At 71.8% G+C, this 18,163-nt stretch carries 15 protein-coding genes; 8 read left to right on the top strand and 7 right to left on the bottom strand.

The window, feature by feature from the left end; all coding sequences use genetic code 11:
- Nucleotides 1-98: 98 nt before the first annotated feature.
- From HD595_RS20325 to pdhA, 3 genes are read right to left on the bottom strand one after another with little or no spacing between them, the layout of a single operon-like run.
- Complete coding sequence (locus HD595_RS20325) at nucleotides 99-1,529, bottom strand: dihydrolipoamide acetyltransferase family protein (RefSeq protein ID WP_253771299.1); 1,431 nt, start codon at nucleotides 1,527-1,529, stop codon at nucleotides 99-101.
- Between the two features lie 16 nt (nucleotides 1,530-1,545).
- Nucleotides 1,546-2,526 carry an alpha-ketoacid dehydrogenase subunit beta gene (locus HD595_RS20320; protein WP_253771297.1) on the bottom strand — a complete coding sequence of 327 codons (981 nt, stop codon included), beginning with the start codon at nucleotides 2,524-2,526 and terminating at the stop codon, nucleotides 1,546-1,548.
- Nucleotides 2,523-3,617 carry a pyruvate dehydrogenase (acetyl-transferring) E1 component subunit alpha gene (gene pdhA, locus HD595_RS20315; protein ID WP_175603452.1) on the bottom strand — a complete coding sequence of 365 codons (1,095 nt, stop codon included), beginning with the start codon at nucleotides 3,615-3,617 and terminating at the stop codon, nucleotides 2,523-2,525. Before pdhA ends, HD595_RS20320 begins: the two co-directional genes overlap by 4 nt.
- A gap of 224 nt (nucleotides 3,618-3,841) precedes the next feature.
- Between pdhA and purS the strand changes: the two genes are divergently transcribed.
- From purS to purL, 4 genes are all read left to right on the top strand, one after another.
- On the top strand, nucleotides 3,842-4,087 hold the full coding sequence (gene purS / locus HD595_RS20310) for a phosphoribosylformylglycinamidine synthase subunit PurS (RefSeq protein WP_253771295.1): 246 nt from the start codon (nucleotides 3,842-3,844) through the stop codon (nucleotides 4,085-4,087).
- A 221-nt stretch (nucleotides 4,088-4,308) separates the two neighbouring features.
- A complete protein-coding gene (locus tag HD595_RS20305; RefSeq protein ID WP_175603513.1) occupies nucleotides 4,309-4,695 on the top strand; it encodes an ATP-binding protein in 387 nt (128 codons plus the stop codon).
- 132 nt (nucleotides 4,696-4,827) lie between these two features.
- The gene (purQ, locus tag HD595_RS20300) at nucleotides 4,828-5,508 is read left to right on the top strand and encodes a phosphoribosylformylglycinamidine synthase subunit PurQ (protein WP_253771291.1); all 681 of its coding nucleotides are present in this window, start codon (nucleotides 4,828-4,830) and stop codon (nucleotides 5,506-5,508) included.
- 231 nt (nucleotides 5,509-5,739) lie between these two features.
- Nucleotides 5,740-7,992: a phosphoribosylformylglycinamidine synthase subunit PurL gene (gene purL / locus HD595_RS20295; protein WP_253771289.1), complete on the top strand. Its 2,253-nt coding sequence runs from the start codon at nucleotides 5,740-5,742 to the stop codon at nucleotides 7,990-7,992.
- 58 nt (nucleotides 7,993-8,050) lie between these two features.
- Here the strand turns inward: purL and HD595_RS20290 are convergent, their stop codons facing one another.
- On the bottom strand, nucleotides 8,051-8,962 hold the full coding sequence (locus HD595_RS20290; RefSeq protein ID WP_253771287.1) for a collagen-like domain-containing protein: 912 nt from the start codon (nucleotides 8,960-8,962) through the stop codon (nucleotides 8,051-8,053).
- Between the two features lie 232 nt (nucleotides 8,963-9,194).
- On the opposite strand from HD595_RS20290, the gene HD595_RS46810 reads away from it, so the two are divergent.
- Genes HD595_RS46810 through HD595_RS20275 form a run of 3 tightly spaced genes read left to right on the top strand, consistent with a single transcriptional unit; the run spans nucleotide 9,195 to nucleotide 13,384 of the window.
- Nucleotides 9,195-11,213: an adenylate/guanylate cyclase domain-containing protein gene (locus HD595_RS46810; RefSeq protein WP_253771285.1), complete on the top strand. Its 2,019-nt coding sequence runs from the start codon at nucleotides 9,195-9,197 to the stop codon at nucleotides 11,211-11,213.
- Nucleotides 11,214-11,247: 34 nt separating this feature from the next.
- Nucleotides 11,248-11,910, top strand: coding sequence for a Crp/Fnr family transcriptional regulator (locus HD595_RS20280; protein WP_253771283.1), 663 nt, complete (start codon nucleotides 11,248-11,250; stop codon nucleotides 11,908-11,910).
- Complete coding sequence (locus HD595_RS20275; protein WP_253771281.1) at nucleotides 11,900-13,384, top strand: MFS transporter; 1,485 nt, start codon at nucleotides 11,900-11,902, stop codon at nucleotides 13,382-13,384. Before HD595_RS20280 ends, HD595_RS20275 begins: the two co-directional genes overlap by 11 nt.
- Here the strand turns inward: HD595_RS20275 and HD595_RS20270 are convergent.
- A complete protein-coding gene (locus HD595_RS20270; protein ID WP_253771279.1) occupies nucleotides 13,367-14,116 on the bottom strand; it encodes a methylenetetrahydrofolate reductase in 750 nt (249 codons plus the stop codon). The genes HD595_RS20275 and HD595_RS20270 overlap by 18 nt on opposite strands.
- Before the next feature lie 9 nt (nucleotides 14,117-14,125).
- On the bottom strand, nucleotides 14,126-14,779 hold the full coding sequence (locus tag HD595_RS20265; RefSeq protein WP_253781248.1) for a TetR/AcrR family transcriptional regulator: 654 nt from the start codon (nucleotides 14,777-14,779) through the stop codon (nucleotides 14,126-14,128).
- Between the two features lie 68 nt (nucleotides 14,780-14,847).
- Here HD595_RS20265 and HD595_RS20260 point away from each other — a divergent pair, with 68 nt between their 5' ends.
- Nucleotides 14,848-16,278, top strand: coding sequence for an MFS transporter (locus HD595_RS20260; RefSeq protein ID WP_253771277.1), 1,431 nt, complete (start codon nucleotides 14,848-14,850; stop codon nucleotides 16,276-16,278).
- On the opposite strand, the gene HD595_RS20255 is transcribed toward HD595_RS20260, so the two are convergent.
- The gene (locus HD595_RS20255; protein ID WP_253771275.1) at nucleotides 16,242-18,119 is read right to left on the bottom strand and encodes an ABC transporter ATP-binding protein; all 1,878 of its coding nucleotides are present in this window, start codon (nucleotides 18,117-18,119) and stop codon (nucleotides 16,242-16,244) included. The genes HD595_RS20260 and HD595_RS20255 overlap by 37 nt on opposite strands.
- Between the last annotated feature and the right edge of the window lie 44 nt (nucleotides 18,120-18,163).

The raw sequence follows: 18,163 nt of genomic DNA, 5'->3' as shown, positions 1-18,163 counted from the left end.
TACCGAGGCGCGGCACGCCGGTCCGGCCCGGGGCGGACGACTCGCGGGGGCCGTCCGCCCCGGGCCTCACCCGTCAGTCCCGGGCGAGCACGCGCAGCTTAGTTCCAGGCGAGCATGCGCAGCGGGTCCTCCAGCATGGCGCCGACGTCGCGGAGGAACAGCGAGCCCTGCTCGCCGTCCACGATCCGGTGGTCGAACGACAGCGCCAGCGTGGTGACCTTGCGCACGGCCAGCTCGCCGTCCACCACCCAGGGCATGTCCCTGACCTGGCCGAAGGCGAGGATCGCGGCCTCGCCCGGGTTGAGGATCGGGGTGCCCGCGTCCACGCCGAACACGCCCACGTTCGTGATCGTGAACGTGCCGCCCGCCATGTCGGCGGGCTGGGCGCGGCCGGCCCTGGCCGTCTCGGCGAGCTCGGTGAGCCGCCTGGCCAGCTCGGGCAGGGGCAGCTCGTGGGCGTCCTTGACGTTGGGGACCACGAGGCCGCGCGGGGTGGCGGCGGCGATGCCCAGGTTCACGTAGTGCTTGACCACGATCTCCTGGGCCTGCTCGTCCCAGGCCGAGTTGATCATCGGGTGGCGGCGGGCGGCGACGAGCACGGCCTTGGCCACGAGGAGCAGCGGCGAGACCTTGACCTCGGCGAAGTCGGGCAGCTCGCGCAGCCGGCGGACCGCCGCCATCGTCTCGGTGACGTCCACCTGGAGGAACTCGGTGACGTGCGGCGCGGTGAAGGCGCTGGCCACCATGGCCTGGGCCGTCATCTTCCGCACGCCCTTGATCGGGATGCGCTCCTCGCGCCCGGCCGTCCGGGTCGTCGCGCGTTCCCCAGCCGGCGCGGCGGGCTGGGAGGATCGGGCGGCGGCGTGGACGTCGTCGCGGGTGATGGTGCCCTGCGGGCCCGAGCCGGTCAGCGTGGTCAGGTCCACGCCGAGGTCGCGGGCCAGCTTGCGCACCGGCGGCTTGGCGAGCACCGCCACCCGTCCCGGAGTCGCGGCGGGGGCGGGCAGCACGACCGGGGGCCGCGTCGGCGCCGCCTGGGCGGCGGGGGTGGTGGCCGGGGAGGACTTGCGGGGGCGGCGCTTGGTGGCGCCGGTCTTCACCCCGTAGCCGACCAGGACCGCCTGACGCTCCTCCTTGGGCGCCGGGCTGCCGTGGACGCCCGGCTCGACCGCGCCCTCGGCGGGCGGCCGCGGCACCATGTCGTCGGCCAGCGCCTCGCCGCGGCCGGGCGCCTCGTCCGCGCCGGACGCGGCCTGCCCGGCCGGGCCCTGCGCGGGAGCCCCGCCCTCCTCGGCCGTGTCGACGGCGATGATGGCCACGCCCACGTCCACCGTCTGCCCCGCCTCGGCCATCAGGCCGGCGACCACCCCGTCCCACGGGATCGGCAGCTCGACGATCGACTTGGCCGTCTCGATCTCGACGACGATCTGGTTGACCTTGACCGCGTCGCCTTCCTTGACGTGCCAGCGGACGATCTCCGCCTCGGTCAGCCCTTCGCCGACGTCGGGGAGCTTGAACTCACGTCGCATGAAAACGAGTCCCCTCTCAGAAGCCGAAGGAGCGGTCGACGCCGTCGAGCACCCTGTCCAGGTCGGGCAGGTAGTGCTCCTCCAGCTTGGACGGGGGGTACGGGGTGGAGAAGCCGCCGACGCGCAGCACCGGGGCCTCCAGGTGGTAGAAGCACTGCTCGGTGATGCGGGCCGCCAGCTCGGCGCCGAAGCCGCTGTTGACCGGCGCCTCGTGCACGACCACGGCCCGGCCCGTGCGGCGGACGGAGTCCATGACGAGCGGGGTGTCGAGCGGGTTGAGCGAGCGCAGGTCGATGACCTCCAGGGACCTGCCGTCGTCCTCGGCCGCCTTCGCGGCCTCCAGGCAGGTCTTGACCATCGGCCCGTACGCGATGAGCGTGGCGTCGGTGCCCGGCCGGACGACCTTGCCCTTGTCCAGCGGGGTCCACCAGCCGGTGTCGGCGGTGTCGATGTCGGCCTTCTCCCAGTAGCGGCGCTTGGGCTCGAAGAAGATGACCGGGTCGTCGCAGCGGATGGCCTGCTGGATCATCGTGTACGCGTCGGCCGGGTTGGAGCAGGCGACGACGCGCAGGCCGGCGGTGTGGGTGAAGTACGCCTCGGGCGACTCGCTGTGGTGCTCGACCGCGCCGATGCCGCCGCCGCAGGGGATGCGGACGACCACGGGCAGCTTGATCGCGCCGAGCGAGCGCATCGGCATCTTGGCGAGCTGGGTGATGATCTGGTCGGCGGCGGGGAAGACGAACCCGTCGAACTGGATCTCGCACACCGGTCGGTAGCCGCGCAGCGCGAGGCCGATGGCGGTGCCGATGATGCCCGACTCGGCGAGCGGGGTGTCGATGACCCGGTCCTCGCCGAAGTCCTTCTGCAGGCCGTCGGTGACGCGGAAGACGCCGCCGAGCTTGCCGACGTCCTCGCCCATGATGAGGACCTTGGGGTCGTCCTCCATGGCCTTGCGCATGCCCTCGTTGAGCGCCTTGGACAGGCTCAGGATCGTCATCGCTGCTCGAAGCCCTCCAGGTAGGCGGCGAACTGGGCGCGCTCCTCGTCGATCAGCGGGTGGGGCTCCGCGTAGACGTGGTCGAAGATGTCGAGCGGCCCGGGGTCGGGCATGGCCAGGCAGCGCCGGCGCAGGTCGGCGCCGAGCTGGTCGGCCTCGGCCTCGACGGAGTCGAAGAACGCCTGGTCGGCCAGCTCGTTCTTGAACAGGTACGACTTGACCCGCTCGATGGGGTCCTTGAGCTTCCACGCCTCCAGCTCGCTGGCGACCCGGTAGCGGGTGGGGTCGTCGGTCGTGGTGTGGGCGCCCATCCGGTACGTGTACGCCTCGATCAGGGTGGGGCCCTGGCCCTCGCGGGCGTTCTTGAGCGCCTGCCGGGTGACCGCGAGGCACGCGAAGACGTCGTTGCCGTCGACGCGGATGCCGGGGAAGCCGAAGCCGGAGGCCCGCCGGTAGAGGGGGATGCGGGTCTGCTTCTCCAGCGGCTCGGAGATCGCCCACTGGTTGTTCTGGCAGAAGAACACGATCGGCGCGTTGAAGACGCTGGCCCAGATGAACGACTCGTTGACGTCGCCCTGGGAGGTGGCGCCGTCGCCGAAGTAGGCGATGGTGGCCGAGGGCGCGTCGTCGCGCTGGACGCCCATGGCGTAGCCGACCGCGTGCAGGGTCTGGCTGCCGATGACGATCGTGTAGAGGTGGAAGTTGTGCTCCTTGGGGTCCCAGCCACCGTGGTTGACGCCCCGGAACAGGCCGAGCAGCTTGACCGGGTCGACGTCTCGGCACCAGGCGACGCCGTGCTCGCGGTAGGTGGGGAAGGCCATGTCGGCGTCGGTCAGGGCGCGGCCGGAACCGATCTGGGCCGCCTCCTGGCCGAGCAGCGAGGCCCAGATGCCGAGCTCGCCCTGGCGTTGCAGGGCGACGGCCTCCAGGTCGATGCGCCGGACGAGCACCAGGTCGCGGTAGAGCGACCTGACTTCCTCGGGCTTGAGGTCGATGTCGTAGTCGGGGTGCTCAACGCGCTCACCCTCCGGGGTGAGGAGCTGGACGAGCTCCGGAGGTGCTGCGGCACCACGAGAGGCGTCGGCGGTCACGTGCCACTCCTGTGCGGTCGGGGCCGATTCGGGCGGGATTGCCACCTCATGCCGGCCTTGTGAGCGTCGGACCATGTGGTGGTGGTTCGTACGCATGTGGGGACATCGTGGCAGACGTCACAGCCCTCCGCGCAAGCCCCATGCACTTCCCCGTTCCCGTTGTACCGTCTGCCACACGCGCCGGTAGGCTGGCTTTCCCAACCCGCCGTACCAGGAGGAACGCAGTGGCGCGCGTCATCGTAGACGTCATGCTGAAGCCGGAGATTCTCGACCCCCAGGGCCAGGCCATCGCCCGCGCGCTGCCCCGCCTGGGCTTCGGCGGAGTCTCGGAGGTGCGGCAGGGCAAGCGCTTCGAGATCGAGCTGGACGGCCCGGCCGACGAGACCGCCCTGGCCGAGGTCCGTAAGATGGCCGAGACCCTGCTCGCCAACACGGTGATCGAGGACTACAGCGTCCGGGTTGAGGGCTAGACATCACATTTGGCGGCCGGATTTCCCCTTGGGGGGTTAAAGCCGGGTTCGGGCGTGCCACAATGCCACGGGCGTGCCAACAGTGAATAACAACAGCGTGATTTTGCGGTTAGCCCCGTTTTCACGGGGAAACCTACTCCAGGTGACATTCCGGAGCCCGGAGGAGTCCGGTGGATATTGAGTTCTCGTTGGCACTGCCCCGGGATGCGATCGGCATACCGATGGTGAGGCGAGTGCTCGGAGACGCGATGCGCTCGCTCAGCGTGAGCGAGACCTGCATCTCCGACATGCTGCTCGCCGTCTCCGAGGCGTGCTCCAACGCCGTCCGGCACGGCGGTCCGGGCAACCGCTACGAGGTGACGGCGGCGATCGGTTACGGCCGCTGCGACGTGCGCGTGGCCGACAACGGCGGCGGCCTCCCCTCCATGCCGCTGCACTTCCCGCCCTCCGACACCGAGAACGGCCGGGGGCTGCTCATCATGCGCTCCGTGGTCGACGAGATCTCCTTCGGCGTCACGCCCGGCCGGGGCACCACGGTCCACCTGCGCAAGCTGCTGTCCTGGGACGACGAGGCCGAGGCCCGTCCCCGCGAGCTCGCCGCCGTCTGACCTGCGCGACCCTCCGGCGCGCATGCCCGGCGAGGAACATCCGGTCGCACCCGATAACCTGGGGTGTGCCGCCCCCGTACACCCTGAGAGACGGTGGCGCGCGTGCGCATTCCTCAGAAGGGGACGACTGTCATGAGCGCTGCCCGCGTGGGCGTAGTCACGTTTCCAGGAACTCTCGACGACCAGGACGCCGCCAAGGCCGTGCACCTCGTGGGCGCGCAGGCGGTTCCGCTGTGGCACGCCGACCACGACCTGAAGGGAGTCGACGCGGTCTTCCTGCCCGGCGGCTTCTCCTACGGCGACTACCTCCGCTGCGGCGCGATCTCCCGGTTCGCGCCGCTCATGGACGAGCTCATCCCGGCCGCCCGCGCCGGGCTGCCCGTGCTCGGCACCTGCAACGGCTTCCAGATCCTCTGCGAGGCCCACCTGCTGCCGGGCGCGCTGACCCGCAACGCCTCGCTGCACTACGTCTGCCGCGACCAGCCGCTGCGCGTCGAGCGGAACACCACCGCGTGGACGTCGTCCTTCGGCGAGGGTCAGGAGATCGTGCTGCCGATCAAGCACGGCGAGGGCCGCTACGTCGCCTCCGCCGACACGATCGCCGAGCTGGAGGCCGCCGGCCGGGTGGTCGTGCGCTACGTCGGCAACCCGAACGGCTCGACGAACGACATCGCCGGCATCACCAACGAGGCGGGCAACGTGGTCGGCCTCATGCCGCACCCCGAGCACGCGGTCGAGGAGCTCGTTGGAGCACCCTCGACCGACGGACGCCTCTTCTTCAGTTCCATCCTCAAGAAGCTGGTGAACGCTTGACCTCCCCCTCCGCAGAGGGTTCTCCACCCTCGCGAGTGAAGGTTTCCTGCTTCATCGCCGACCGCCCGACCGGAAGGAACTCCCGTTGAGGTCTTACATCAGCTCCACAGGCGTTTCACCTGTCCGCCAGCCCGGCGGCCAGGTCACTCTTGCCATTGACGGCTTGGTTATCGCCATCGTCGAACACGTTACCGGAAACACCATCAGCGGGCCGCGTTTCAAGGGGATTCGATGAGCGCCGACTCCGTCAAGCGCGCCGAGGGCACCCCGGACGAGCCGATGCCCTTCGCCGAGCTGGGCATGAAGCAGGACGAGTACGACCGGGTCAAGGAGATCCTGGGCCGCCGTCCCACCGGCTCCGAGCTGGCCATCTACAGCGTCATGTGGTCCGAGCACTGCTCGTACAAGTCGTCCAAGGTGCACCTGCGGCAGTTCGCCACCAAGGCGCCGAAGTCCGAGGCGCTGCTCGTCGGCATGGGCGAGAACGCCGGCGTGGTGGACATCGGCGACGGCTGGGCCGCCACGTTCAAGATCGAGTCGCACAACCACCCGTCGTACGTCGAGCCGCACCAGGGCGCGGCCACCGGCGTCGGCGGGATCGTGCGCGACATCATGTCGATGGGCGCCCGCCCGATCGCGGTCATGGACGCGCTGCGCTTCGGCGCCGCCGACGCCCCCGACACGCGGCGGGTGCTGCCCGGCGTCGTCGAGGGCATCAGCCACTACGGCAACTGCCTGGGCCTGCCCAACATCGGCGGCGAGGTCGTCTTCGACCCCTGCTACATCGGCAACCCGCTGGTCAACGCGCTCTGCGTCGGCCTGCTGCGCAAGGACCAGATCAAGCTGGCCACCGCGCCCGGCCCCGGCAACAAGGTCGTGCTGTTCGGCGCCTCGACCGGCCCCGACGGCATCGGTGGCGCCTCGGTGCTCGCCAGCGCCACCTTCGAGGACGAGTCGCACGCCAAGCGGCCCGCCGTGCAGGTGGGCGACCCGTTCATGGAGAAGCTGCTCATCGAGTGCTGCCTGGAGCTGTACGCGGCCGACGTGGTCGTGGGCATCCAGGACCTCGGCGCGGCCGGCGTCTCCTGCGCCACCACCGAGCTGGCCGCCAAGGGCACCGGCGGCATGACCGTCGACCTCAACCTCGTCCCGCTGCGCGACCCGTCGCTGCGGCCCGAGGAGATCCTGATGAGCGAGTCCCAGGAGCGCATGATGGCCGTCGTGCGCCCCGAGGACATCTCCGCGTTCATGGCGATCTGCGAGAAGTGGGACGTGCCGGCCACCGTCATCGGCGAGGTCACCGACACCGGCCGCCTCGTGATGACGTGGGACGGCGAGGTCATCGTGGACATCCCGCCGGGCACCGCCGCCGACGAGGGCCCCGTCTACGAGCGCCCCTACCAGGAGCCCGCCGGTCAGGCCGCGCTCAACGCCGACACCCCCGACCGGCTGGAACGGCCCACCGACCTGCGCGCGACGCTGCTGCGGCTGCTCGGCTCGCCCAACCTGGCCGACAAGGAGTGGGTGACCTCCCAGTACGACCGTTACGTCCGCTCCAACACCGTGCTGGCCCAGCCGGCCGACGCCGGTGTGCTGCGCGTCTCCGAGGTGATGGACGGGGCCGAGCCGACGACGCGCGGCATCGCGCTCGCCACCGACGGCAACGGCCGCTACGCCAAGCTCGACCCGTACGCGGGGGCGCAGCTCGCGCTGGCCGAGGCGTACCGCAACGTCGCCGTGACCGGCGCCAAGCCGCTGGCCGTCACCAACTGCCTCAACTTCGGCTCCCCCGAGGACCCGGAGGTCATGTGGCAGTTCGCCGAGGCCGTGCGCGGCCTGGCCGACGCCTGCCGCACCCTGGGCGTGCCGGTGACCGGCGGCAACGTCTCCTTCTACAACCAGACCGGCTCCGCCGCCATCCACCCGACGCCGGTCGTCGGCGTGCTCGGCGTGATCGACGACGTGGCCCGGCGCGTGCCGTCCGGGTTCACCGGCGAGGGGCTGCGGGTGGCGCTGCTCGGCGAGACCCGCGAGGAGTTCGGCGGGTCGGAGTGGGCGAACGTCGTCCACGGCCACCTCGGCGGGCTGCCGCCGCAGGCCGACCTGGAGGCCGAGCAGGCGCTGGCCACCGTGCTGGTCGAGGCCGCCCGGCGCGGGCTCCTGGAGGGCTCGCACGACCTGTCCGACGGCGGCCTGGCGATCGCGCTGGCCGAGGCGTGCCTCGCCCGGGGCGTCGGCGCCACCGTGACGCTGAACGACGACCCGTTCACCGGGCTGTTCAGCGAGTCGGCGGCGCGGGCGCTGGTGGCGGTCCGGCCGGAGGCGTTCGAGGAGTTCGCCGCGCTCTGCGCCGAGCACGAGGTGCCCTGCTACGGGCTGGGCCTCACCGGGGGTGACGCGCTGGTCGTCGAGGGCGTGCTGGAGGTGCCGGTCGCCGAGCTGCGCGAGACCCACACGGCGACGCTGCCGGCGCTGTTCGGCTGAGTGACGCGTCGAGGGCCGGTACGGTGCGCCGTACCGGCCCTTCGCCGTTCTCGGGTCCTCAGGACTTCTTGAGGCAGACGACGTAGACGGTGCCGGAGTTGCCGGCGAAGTCGTTGCCGTTCTTGGTCGCGGTCACGGACCAGCCGTTGCCGTTCGGCATGCTGGAGGTCACCGTGGAGGAGGCGTTCACGTTGAAGCCGCCGCCGGTCACCAGGTCGCCGGGGTTGCAGGAGACGGAGCCGGAGCCGCCGCTGAGCGAGGCGCTCTTGGTGTAGCTCGTGTAGGTGGCGCCGTCCTTGCCGTCCTTGCCCGGCAGGCCGTCCTTGCCGTCCTTGCCGTCCACGCCGTTCTTGCCGTTGAGGCCGTCCTTGCCGTCCTTGCCGGGCAGGCCCGGCTTGCCGTCCTCGCCGTCCTTGCCCGGCTTACCGGGAAGGCCGTCCTTGCCGTCCTTGCCGTCGACGCCGTTCTTCCCGTCCTTGCCGTCCACGCCGTTCTTGCCGTTGAGGCCGTCCTTGCCGTCCTTGCCGGGCAGGCCCGGCTTGCCATCCTCGCCGTCCTTGCCCGGCTTACCGGGAAGGCCGTCCTTGCCGTCCTTGCCATCCACACCGTTCTTGCCGTTGAGCCCATCCTTGCCGTTGAGGCCGTCCTTGCCGTTCTTGCCGGGCAGGCCCTGCGGACCGCGGGGACCCTGGGGGCCGGTGTCGCCCTTCGGGCCCTGAGCGCCGGTGTCGCCCTTCGTGCCCTCCGTGACCGTGGTGGTGGAGGTGCCGCCGCCGATCACCATCCGGATCTCGGTCTTCCGGCACGGGGTGGAGGGGTTGACGATGCGCGCGTACCGCGACTTCTTGTTGACGCACGCGTACACCTCGCCGCCGGACGAGGCGGTGGCGACGCCACCGACGGCGAGGAGCGACAGCGCGAGCGCTCCGACAGTGGCGAGCGTGAGCGTGCGCCCACCGCGAACCTTCATAGCCACGGCTTTCCTTCCAAAGAACTGGTGCTCGTGTTGAGCATGAGGTTCACGTTTCAACCGTTGCAGAGGATGACAGTTACTACATAACGTGTTCATCACGACACAAATAGTGACTACGATCATTGACGCCACTTGACGGGTCAAGATGATCGGCTCTGCGTAAAAGGACGCGTTCGGCGGCGGCGCCCCCGATGGATAATCGGGTCAGCCCACGCGACGGAGGACGACCGTGCCGACGGAGAGCCCCTACCTCCCGCCCGCCACACAGCCCGTGCGGGGGGTCGTCTGGGCCCTTCACCTGGCGCTCCCGCTGCTCGGCCTCTGGCTCCTGCTCAGCGAGCCGCACCTGAACGTCATGTGGCAGCACAACCCCAGCCACTTCTGGATGATCATCATGGTGGCCGGCGTCAACGTGGTGCTCGGCGGGCTGATCAGCCAGGCGTCGTCCCGGCGCGCCGACGCCCGGCTGTTCCTGGTGTCGATGGTCTTCCTGACCAGCGCCGGGTTCTTCTTCCTGCACGGCCTCGCGACGCCGCGGGTCATCCTGCCGACCGGGTCGGCCGGGTTCGACCTCGGACAGCAGACCGGGCTCACCGTCGCCGCGGGGTTCGCGTTCGCCTCGGCGCTGCCGCTGGGCGAGCGGGCGGCGGCGGCCGTGCTCGCCGCCCGGCACCTGATCCGGGGCGCACTGGTCGGCTTCATGATCCTGTGGGGGCTGGCGTCGCTGGTCGACGGGCTGACGCCGCTCAGCGAGCCGCCGCTGACCGCGTACTCCTCCTGGGTGGCGTGGGCCTCGCTGCCCGGCATCGCGCTGTACGTGGCGGCGGCCGTGATGATGTTCCGGCTGCACCGGCGGCGGCCCTCGGCGATGCTGGTCAGCCTCATCACCGCGTACGCGCTGCTGGCCGAGTCGATGGCGGCCGGGATGTCCCAGCACAACTGGCACCTGACCTGGTGGGAATGGCACCTCCTGCTGACCTTCGCGTTCGTGTTCGTCGCCTACAGCGCCTACCTGCAGTTCCGGCGCGAGGGGTCGAGCGCGGGCCTGTTCGACTCGGTGGCGCTGTCGGCGACCGTGGCGCGCATCCAGGCGCAGTACGACGAGGCGCTGGAGGAGCTGGTCGAGCACGTACGGCGGGGCGAGCCGCTGGCCGCGACCCGGCTGTCCGGCAAGTTCCGGCTCAACGAGGGCCAGGCCGCCGTGCTCGACCGGGCGGGCCAGGCGCTGGCCAACGAGCGGGAGATGTCGGAGCGGCTGGCCGCGCTCGTGGACGTGAGCACGCGCACCCGCGTCGGCCTGCCCGAGACCGAACTGCTGACCGACGCGCTCGAACGCGTCCGCCAGGCGTTCGGCGAGGTGCGGATCGGCCTGGTCTCGGAGGGCCGCGCCCACATCGGCTCCCGCGCGTACGACTTCCCGGGCCACCAGCCCGAGCGGCGCGACCACCTGCTCGCCTTCCCGCTGACGGTCAAGGGCCGGCTGGCCGGGGCGCTGGAGGTGCCCGTCGGCCGCACCCCGCAGGACGAGGCGCTGGCCGCCACGCTGGCCGGGCAGCTGTCGATCTCGCTGGAGAACGCCCGCCTCTACCAGGAGCTCGACACCCTGTTCCGGCAGTACATGTCGCCCGACGTGGCGCAGGCGCTGCTCGCCGACCCGTCGCAGGCGGAGCTCGGCGGGCAGCTCAAGGAGCTGACCGCGCTGTTCGCCGACCTCAAGGGCTTCACCACGTTCTCCGAGCGGGTCACGCCCGGCGAGATCGTCGAGATGCTCAACCGCTACCACTCGGCGGCCGTGCCGTGCATCCTCGACAACGGCGGCACGATCGTGCAGTTCGTCGGCGACGCGCTGCTCGCGCTGTTCAACGCCCCCGCCGCGCAGCAGGACCACGCCGCGGCCGCCTGCCGGGCGGCGCTGGCCATGCAGCGGGCCGCGGCCGAGATCGCCGAGGAGGTGTCCTGGGAGCGGGTGGACGACGTGGAGTGGCCGACGTTCCGGGTCGGGGTCAACACCGGGCCGGCTCTCGTGGGCAACATCGGCAGCCCGCAGCTGCGCGGCTTCAACGCCATGGGCGACTGCGTGAACGTGGCCGCCCGCCTCCAGTCGCTCGCCGAACCGGGCACGGTCGTCATCGGCGACACCACGCTGCGGCAGCTCGGGTACGGCGCCGACGTCACGCCGCTGGGCAGGCTGAGCCTCAAGGGCAAGGAGGAGCCCGTCGCGGCGTACGTTCTGACCTCCTTGCCGTAGAAGGGGCGGCCACTTCGCGGACATAATCGGGCCCATGAACCCTGAGCCCGGCGAGTTCCTCTCCATGCTCACCCCGGACGAGGTCGCGGCCCTGCGCGCCGCCGGCCGGCCGCGCCGGTGGGAGCGCGGGTCCACCGTGATGTCCGAGGGCGACACGTCCGACTGGGTGCTCGTGCTGACCGAGGGCCGGGTCAAGGTGTCCTCGCACACCAGCAGCGGCACCGAGGTGGTGCTGGCCGTGCGCGGGCCGGGGGCCCTGCTCGGCGAGATGTGCGCCATCGACGGCTCGCCCCGTTCGGCGACCGTGACGAGCCTGGAGCCGATCGCCGGCGTCGTGATCCGCGACTTCCCCGCGTTCCTGCAGACCCACGGGCGCGTGGCGGTGCTGCTCATGCGGCTGATCACCGGACGGCTGCGCGACGCCGACCGCAAGCGCGTCGAGTACGGCGCGTTCGACACCACCGGACGGGTGGCGACGCGCCTGCTGGAGCTGGCCGACCGCTACGGCGAGAAGACCAACGGCGGGGTGCGGGTGGCGCTGCCGCTCTCCCAGGACGAGCTGGCCGGCTGGACCGGCGCCTCCCGCGAGGCGGTGAGCAAGGCGTTACGCACCCTGCGCGACCGGGGCCTGATCGAGACCGGCCGGCGGCGGGTGGTGATCCACGACCTGGAGGGGCTGCGCAAGCGTGCGCGCTGAGGAGCTCGCCTCCCGCGGCTCGGCGGCCGATTACGCCTCCCGGATGCGCTACGCCTGGCGGGTGTGCTCGGTCACCAGCCTCGGGCTGGTGCTGATCGGGATCGCCGGGAGCACGCTCAACGTGGCGCTGCCCTCGGTGGTGCGGCACTTCCGGGCCGGGCCGTTCGAGTCGGGCTGGATCCTGCTGTCGTTCCTGCTGGTCAGCACGGCCAGCCTGGTGTTCTTCGGCCGGGTCGCCGACCTGGTGGGACGGCGCGAGGTGTACCTGGCGGGCTTCGCCCTGTTCACGGTGGCCTCGCTGCTGGCCGGGTTCGCCCCCGGGGTGTGGTTCCTGGTCGCGATGCGGGTGGTGCAGGCCGTCGGGGCGGCGATGATCCTGGCCAACGGCACCGTCATCATCACCGACGCGTTCCCGCCGGACCGCCTCAGCCAGGGCATGGGCGTCTACATCGGCACCCTGTCGGTGGCCCAGCTCGCCGGGCCCACGCTGGGCGGGCTGATCGCCGAGACGGCCGGCTGGCAGTGGATCTTCTGGGTGAACGTGCCGGCCGGGATCGTGGCCGTGGCCTGGGGCGCCGTGACGCTGCGCCGGATGCCCCGCGGGCCGAGGCAGCCGGTGGACGCGCTCGGCAACGCGCTGGTGTTCGCCGCGCTGTCGGCCCTGCTGCTGGCCCTGTCGGAGGCGGGCTCGGCCGGCCTGACCGCCCCGGTCGTGCTCGGCGGCGCGGCGGTGTTCGCGGTGCTGGCGCCGGTGATCGTGCTGGTGGAGCGGCGGGCCGCGCATCCGGTGCTGGACCCGCGGCTGTTCGGCGGTCGGCTGCTGGCCTGCGCCAACCTCGCGTCGTTCTGCAACGCCATGGCGCGGGCGTCGCTGATCCTGCTGGTGGCGCTGTACTTCCAGGCGGCCCGGGGCGTGGACGCCTTCACGGCCGGGCTCGGCGTGCTGCCGGTGCCGGTGGGCATGGCGGTGGCCTCGCCGGTCACGGGCGCGCTCGGGCGGCGGGTCTCGCCGTACGCGCTGGCCGTGGGCGGGGCGCTGATGAGCGCGGCGGGGCTGGCGGCGCTCGCGCTGACGGCGGGGGCCGGCACGCCGTACTGGGTGATCGGCGTTGGGCTGTTCGTGGCCGGGTGCGGCAGCGGCGCGTTCCTGACCGGCAACACCACGCACGTGATGCGGGCGCTGCCCGGCGGGAGCCTGGGGGTGGTCAACGGCTTCCGGCTCATGGTCATGAACGTGGGCGTCGTGCTCAGCGTGGGCGTGTCACTGAGCGTGCTGGCCGCGTCGGTGGGGCCGTCGCTGGGCGCCCAGGTGTACGCGGGGACGCTGTCGGAGCTGTCGCCGGTGGGGGTGGAGCGGCTGATGGACGGGTTCGCGCGGGCGTACACGGTGCTGTGCGGCGTCGCCCTCCTCGGCGCCGCCCTGTCCGCCCTCGCCCGCTCGCCTTCCCTCGCCCGCTCAGCCGAGGGTGGCTGACAGGCGCGCCTCCACGTCGCGGTAGCGGCTGACCGGGATCAGGTGGACGCCGTCGAACGCGCCCGAGTCGCGGATGGCCAGCACGCGCTCGCAGGCCGCCTCCACGCCCGCCGAACGGTCGGCCGCCACCCGGCGCACCAGGTCGTCCGGGATCGCGATGTCGGGGATGGCCGCCGAGAGGGCGTGCGCGTGGCGCTCGCTGGCGATCACGATGACGCCCGCGTACACCGGCGCCTCCACCTGGTTGGCCTCGCGCCAGCGCAGCAGCGTCTCCATCGAGAACCCGGCCTGGACGAACAGGAAGTCGGCCGCCCGCTTCCAGGCGGGCAGCGGGCGCAGGCCGGCCGCCGCGCCGACCTGGACGCCCGGCGAGAACTGCCTGGCCTCCTCGATCATCGAGCGCACGGTCAGGTCGCTGGTGCGGTTGCCGCTGGCCGGCTTGTCGCCGTAGACGAACAGGAAGCGGTCGACGCCGTAGGCGGCGGCCGTCAGCAGGTCGCGCCGGAACCCGAGCAGGTTGCGGTCGCGGGAGTTGAGGCAGGCGATGCTGCGCCCGCCCATCGCCTGCACCTCGTGCGCCACGGCCACGCTGGACACGGTCGCCCGGCCGATGTGGTTGTCGGGGATGAGGAAGGTGTCGGCGATGGTGCTCAGCGTGCCGATCTGGTGGCGCACGCGCTTCAGGTCGGGCTTGGTCGGCGGCTCGATCTCGCACACGAGCTGGAAGGTCATGGTCGAACTCTAACGGCGGGCGGCCAGGGACTCGATGCCGCTGAGGATGAGGTCCACGCCGAAGGTGTCGTAGGTCTCGCGGGAGATGCCGCCGACCATGGGCGCGGCCATCTCCACCAGGTACGGGTAGCGGTCGGCGGGCAGCGACTGGAGGCCGGCCCGCTTGCGGCGGACGATCTCGGCGGCCTCCTCCGGCGTGTGACGCGCGGAGTAGTGGACGGGCGCGTCGGCGATCGCGATGGCGCTCTGCAGGATGTACTTGGAGATCACGCAGCTCTCCTCCACGCCGAACCCGGCCTGCCGGGACAGGCGGAGCGCCAGGTCCCAGACGGTGAGGAAGTTCGGCACGGCCATCTGGTCGACCTGTTCCAGGACGCTCTTGGCGCACGCGTGGGCGCGCAGCATGGCGATCAGCCCCTGGATGAGGCCGCGCATGCGCTCCTGCCACGGCCGGTCGTCGTCGGACTCGGGCGCGAACCCGGCGATCAGGTGGTCGGCCAGGCCGGCGACGAGCTGTTCTTTGTTCTTGAAGTGCCAGTACAGGGCCATCGGGGTGACGCCGAGGTCGGTGGCCAGACGGCGGATCGTCACGGCGTCGAGCCCCTCGGTGTCACCGATCTCCAGGGCCCGTTCGACGATCGCGGTCGCGCTCAGTTTTCCCATCACGGTTGACAACTATACGACGTACAAGTTAGCTATACGACGTACAAGTACGGCGTATAGGAGACCCCGTGGACCGGAAGAAGTGGTGGGCGCTCGGAGCGGTGACGCTCGGCACCTTCATGACGTACCTCGACAACAACATCGGCAACGTCGCGCTGCCGACCATCCAGCGGGAGCTGGGGCTGACGATCTCCGGGCTGGAGTGGATCGTGAGCGGCTACATCCTGGTCTTCGCCGGGTTGATGCTGGTCGGCGGCCGGCTCGCCGACGTGATCGGCGCGCGGCGGACGTTCCTCGCCGGCCTCGCCGTCTTCACGCTGGCGTCGCTGGCCGCGGGCCTGGCCACCGGGCAGGCGGCGCTCATCGCGGCCCGCGCGGTCCAGGGCGTCGGCGCGGCGCTGCTGACCCCGACCGCGCTCTCGCTGATCGGCCAGATCTTCCCCGACCCCGGTGAGCGCGGCAGGGCCATCGGCATCTGGAGCGCGACCGGCTCCCTGTCGATGGCGCTCGGCCCGCTGGCCGGCGGCTTCATCAGCGAGCGGCTGCACTGGGGCTGGATCTACCTCATCAACGTGCCGATCGGCGTGGTGACGCTCGGGCTCGGACTGTGGGCGGTGCACCCCTCCTTCACCCGGGTCCGGCGCAGCATGGACGTCCCCGGCCTGGCCACCTCCGCCATCACCCTGGTCGCCGTGACGTACGCCCTCATCGAGGGCGAGGGCGCCGGCTGGACCTCCCCCGAGATCCTCGGCGCGATCGGCGTCGCGATGGCCGCCGCCGTGGCGTTCGTGCTGGTGGAGACGCGGAGCGCGGAGCCGATGATCGACCTGTCGGTCTTCCGGTCGCGGGTGTTCTCCGGCGGCGCGCTGACCAGCGGCCTGTGGTCGTTCGGAGTCTTCGGCGTCTACTTCTTCAGCGCCCTGTGGCTGCAGAACACGCTGGGCTTCTCCCCCATCGAGGCGGGCGCCGCGTTCGTGCCGATGGCCCTGGTCATGGCGGTCGTCGCGATGCTGTCGCAGCGGATCAGCGCGGCGATCGGCATCGCCCGCACCGTGGCCGCCGGCATCGCGCTCATGGGTGTCGCGCTCTTCCTGATGTCCGGTATCGGCGCCGACGGCGGCTACACCGACGTCCTGCCCTGGTTCCTGCTGTACGGCGTCGGCGCCGGCCTGCTGGTCCCGCTGACCGCCGCCGTGGTCGGCGCGATGCCCGCGGGCCGCTCGGGCGTCGCCTCCGGCGTGCTGAACGTCTCCCGCCAGGTGTTCGGGCTGCTCGGCATCACGGTCCTCGGCGCGCTCCTGAACGCCCACCGGGGCGGCAGCACGGACCCGGCCTCCTTCATCGACGCCTACCGCTTCACGCTGGTCGTCGCCGCGACCATCGTGCTGGTGGGCCTCCCGGTCAGCCTGTACGCGCTGCGCTCCCGGCGGGCGTCCGGCGCCCCGGAGGGCGCCCCGGCGGCTCAGACGGCCCCGGCCACCGCCGGCTCGGCGAACTGAGTGCGGTACAGCTCCTCGTAGCGGCCCCCCGCGGCGAGGAGCTCGGCGTGGGTGCCCCGCTCGACGACCTGCCCGTCCTCGATCACCAGAATCTGGTCGGCCGCGCGGACCGTGGACAACCGGTGCGCGATCACCACCGCGGTGCGGCCGGCCAGCGCCTCGCCCAGCGCCTCCTGGACGGCCGCCTCGGAGGTGGAGTCGAGCGCGGCCGTGGCCTCGTCGAGGATCACCACCCGGGGCCGGGCGAGCAGCAGGCGGGCGATGGTCAGCCGCTGCCGCTCGCCGCCCGACAGCCGGTACCCGCGCTCGCCCACGACGGTGTCCAGCCCGTCGGGCAGCGACTCGACCAGCGCCCCGAGCCTGGCGCGGCGCAGCGCGTCCCAGACCTCCTCCTCCGACGCCTCCGGCCGGGCGAACAGCAGGTTGGCCCGGATCGTGTCGTGGAACAGGTGGCCGTCCTGGGTGACCATGCCGAGCGTCTCGCGGATCGAGGCGGCCGTCAGGTCGCGCACGTCCACCCCGGCCAGCCGGACGGCGCCCTCGTCCACGTCGTACAGGCGGGGCAGGAGCTGGGCGATCGTGGACTTGCCCGCGCCGGACGAGCCGACCAGGGCGACCATCTGGCCGGGCTCGGCCCGGAACGAGACGCCGTGCAGCACCTCGACCCCGCCGCGGTTGTCGAGGGCGGCGACCTCCTCCAGCGAGGCGAGCGACACCTTGTCGGCCGAGGGGTAGGCGAAGCGCACGTCGTCGAACTCCACCGAGACCGGCCCCTCCGGCACGGCCACCGCGCCGGGCCGCTCCTTGATCAGCGGCTCCAGGTCCAGCACCTCGAAGACCCGCTCGAAGCTCACCAGCGCGCTCATGACGTCCACGCGGGCGCTGGCCAGCGCCGTCAGCGGGGCGTACAGGCGGGTGAGCAGCAGCGCCAGCGCCACGACCGAGCCCGCGTCGAGCTGGTGGCGCAGCGCGTAGAAGCCGCCCAGGCCGTACACGAGGGCCAGGGCGAGCGCGGAGACCAGGGTCAGCGCGGTCACGAACACCGACTGCGCCATCGCGGTGCGGACGCCGATGTCGCGCACCCGCCGGGCCCGCGCGGCGAACTCCTCCGACTCGCGGACCGGGCGCCCGAACAGCTTGACCAGGGTCGCGCCCGGCGCGGAGAACCGCTCGGTCATCTGCGTGCCCATCGCCGCGTTGTGGTCGGCCGCCTCGCGCCGCATCCGGGCCAGCCGGACGCCGACCCGCCGCGCCGGCAGCACGAACGCCGGGAGCAGCAGCAGGGCCAGCAGCGTGATCTGCCACGAGATGCCGACCATCACGGTGAGCGACAGCACGAGCGTCACGACGTTGCCCGCGACGCTGGACAGCGTGTCGGTGAACGCCCGCTGCGCGCCGATCACGTCGTTGTTGAGGCGGCTGACCAGCGCACCAGTACGGGTCCTGGTGAAGAACGCGATCGGCATGCGCTGCACGTGGTCGAAGACGGCCGTGCGCAGGTCGAGGATCAGCCCCTCGCCCAGGCCGGCCGACAGCCACCGGTTCACCAGCCCGAGGCCCGCCTCGGCGACGGCCAGGCCGCCGATCAGCGCGGCCAGGCCGACCACGACGCCGAGCGGCTCACCCTTGCCGATCGCGTCCAGCACCCGGCCGGCGAGCACGGGAGGCGCGACCGCCAGTGCCGCCATCACGATGCTGAGCCCGAGGAACAGCGTGATCCTGCGGCGGTGGGGCCGGGCGAAGCCCCAGACACGGCGGAGCGTCGCCCGGGAGATCGGGCGACGCTCCTTCTGGTTGCCCATCGAGTAGAGCTGCTGCCATGCGATCACTTCCATGCTCATGCATGGAAGCGTAGGACCTCAAGTTATGTTCAGGTCAATCTGTT

The sequence above is a fragment of the Nonomuraea roseoviolacea subsp. carminata genome (assembly GCF_024172185.1).
Taxonomy (GTDB): domain Bacteria; phylum Actinomycetota; class Actinomycetes; order Streptosporangiales; family Streptosporangiaceae; genus Nonomuraea; species Nonomuraea roseoviolacea.
The sequence above is the reverse complement of the archived record's forward strand: the minus strand, read 5'-3'. Positions and strand labels throughout refer to the sequence as shown.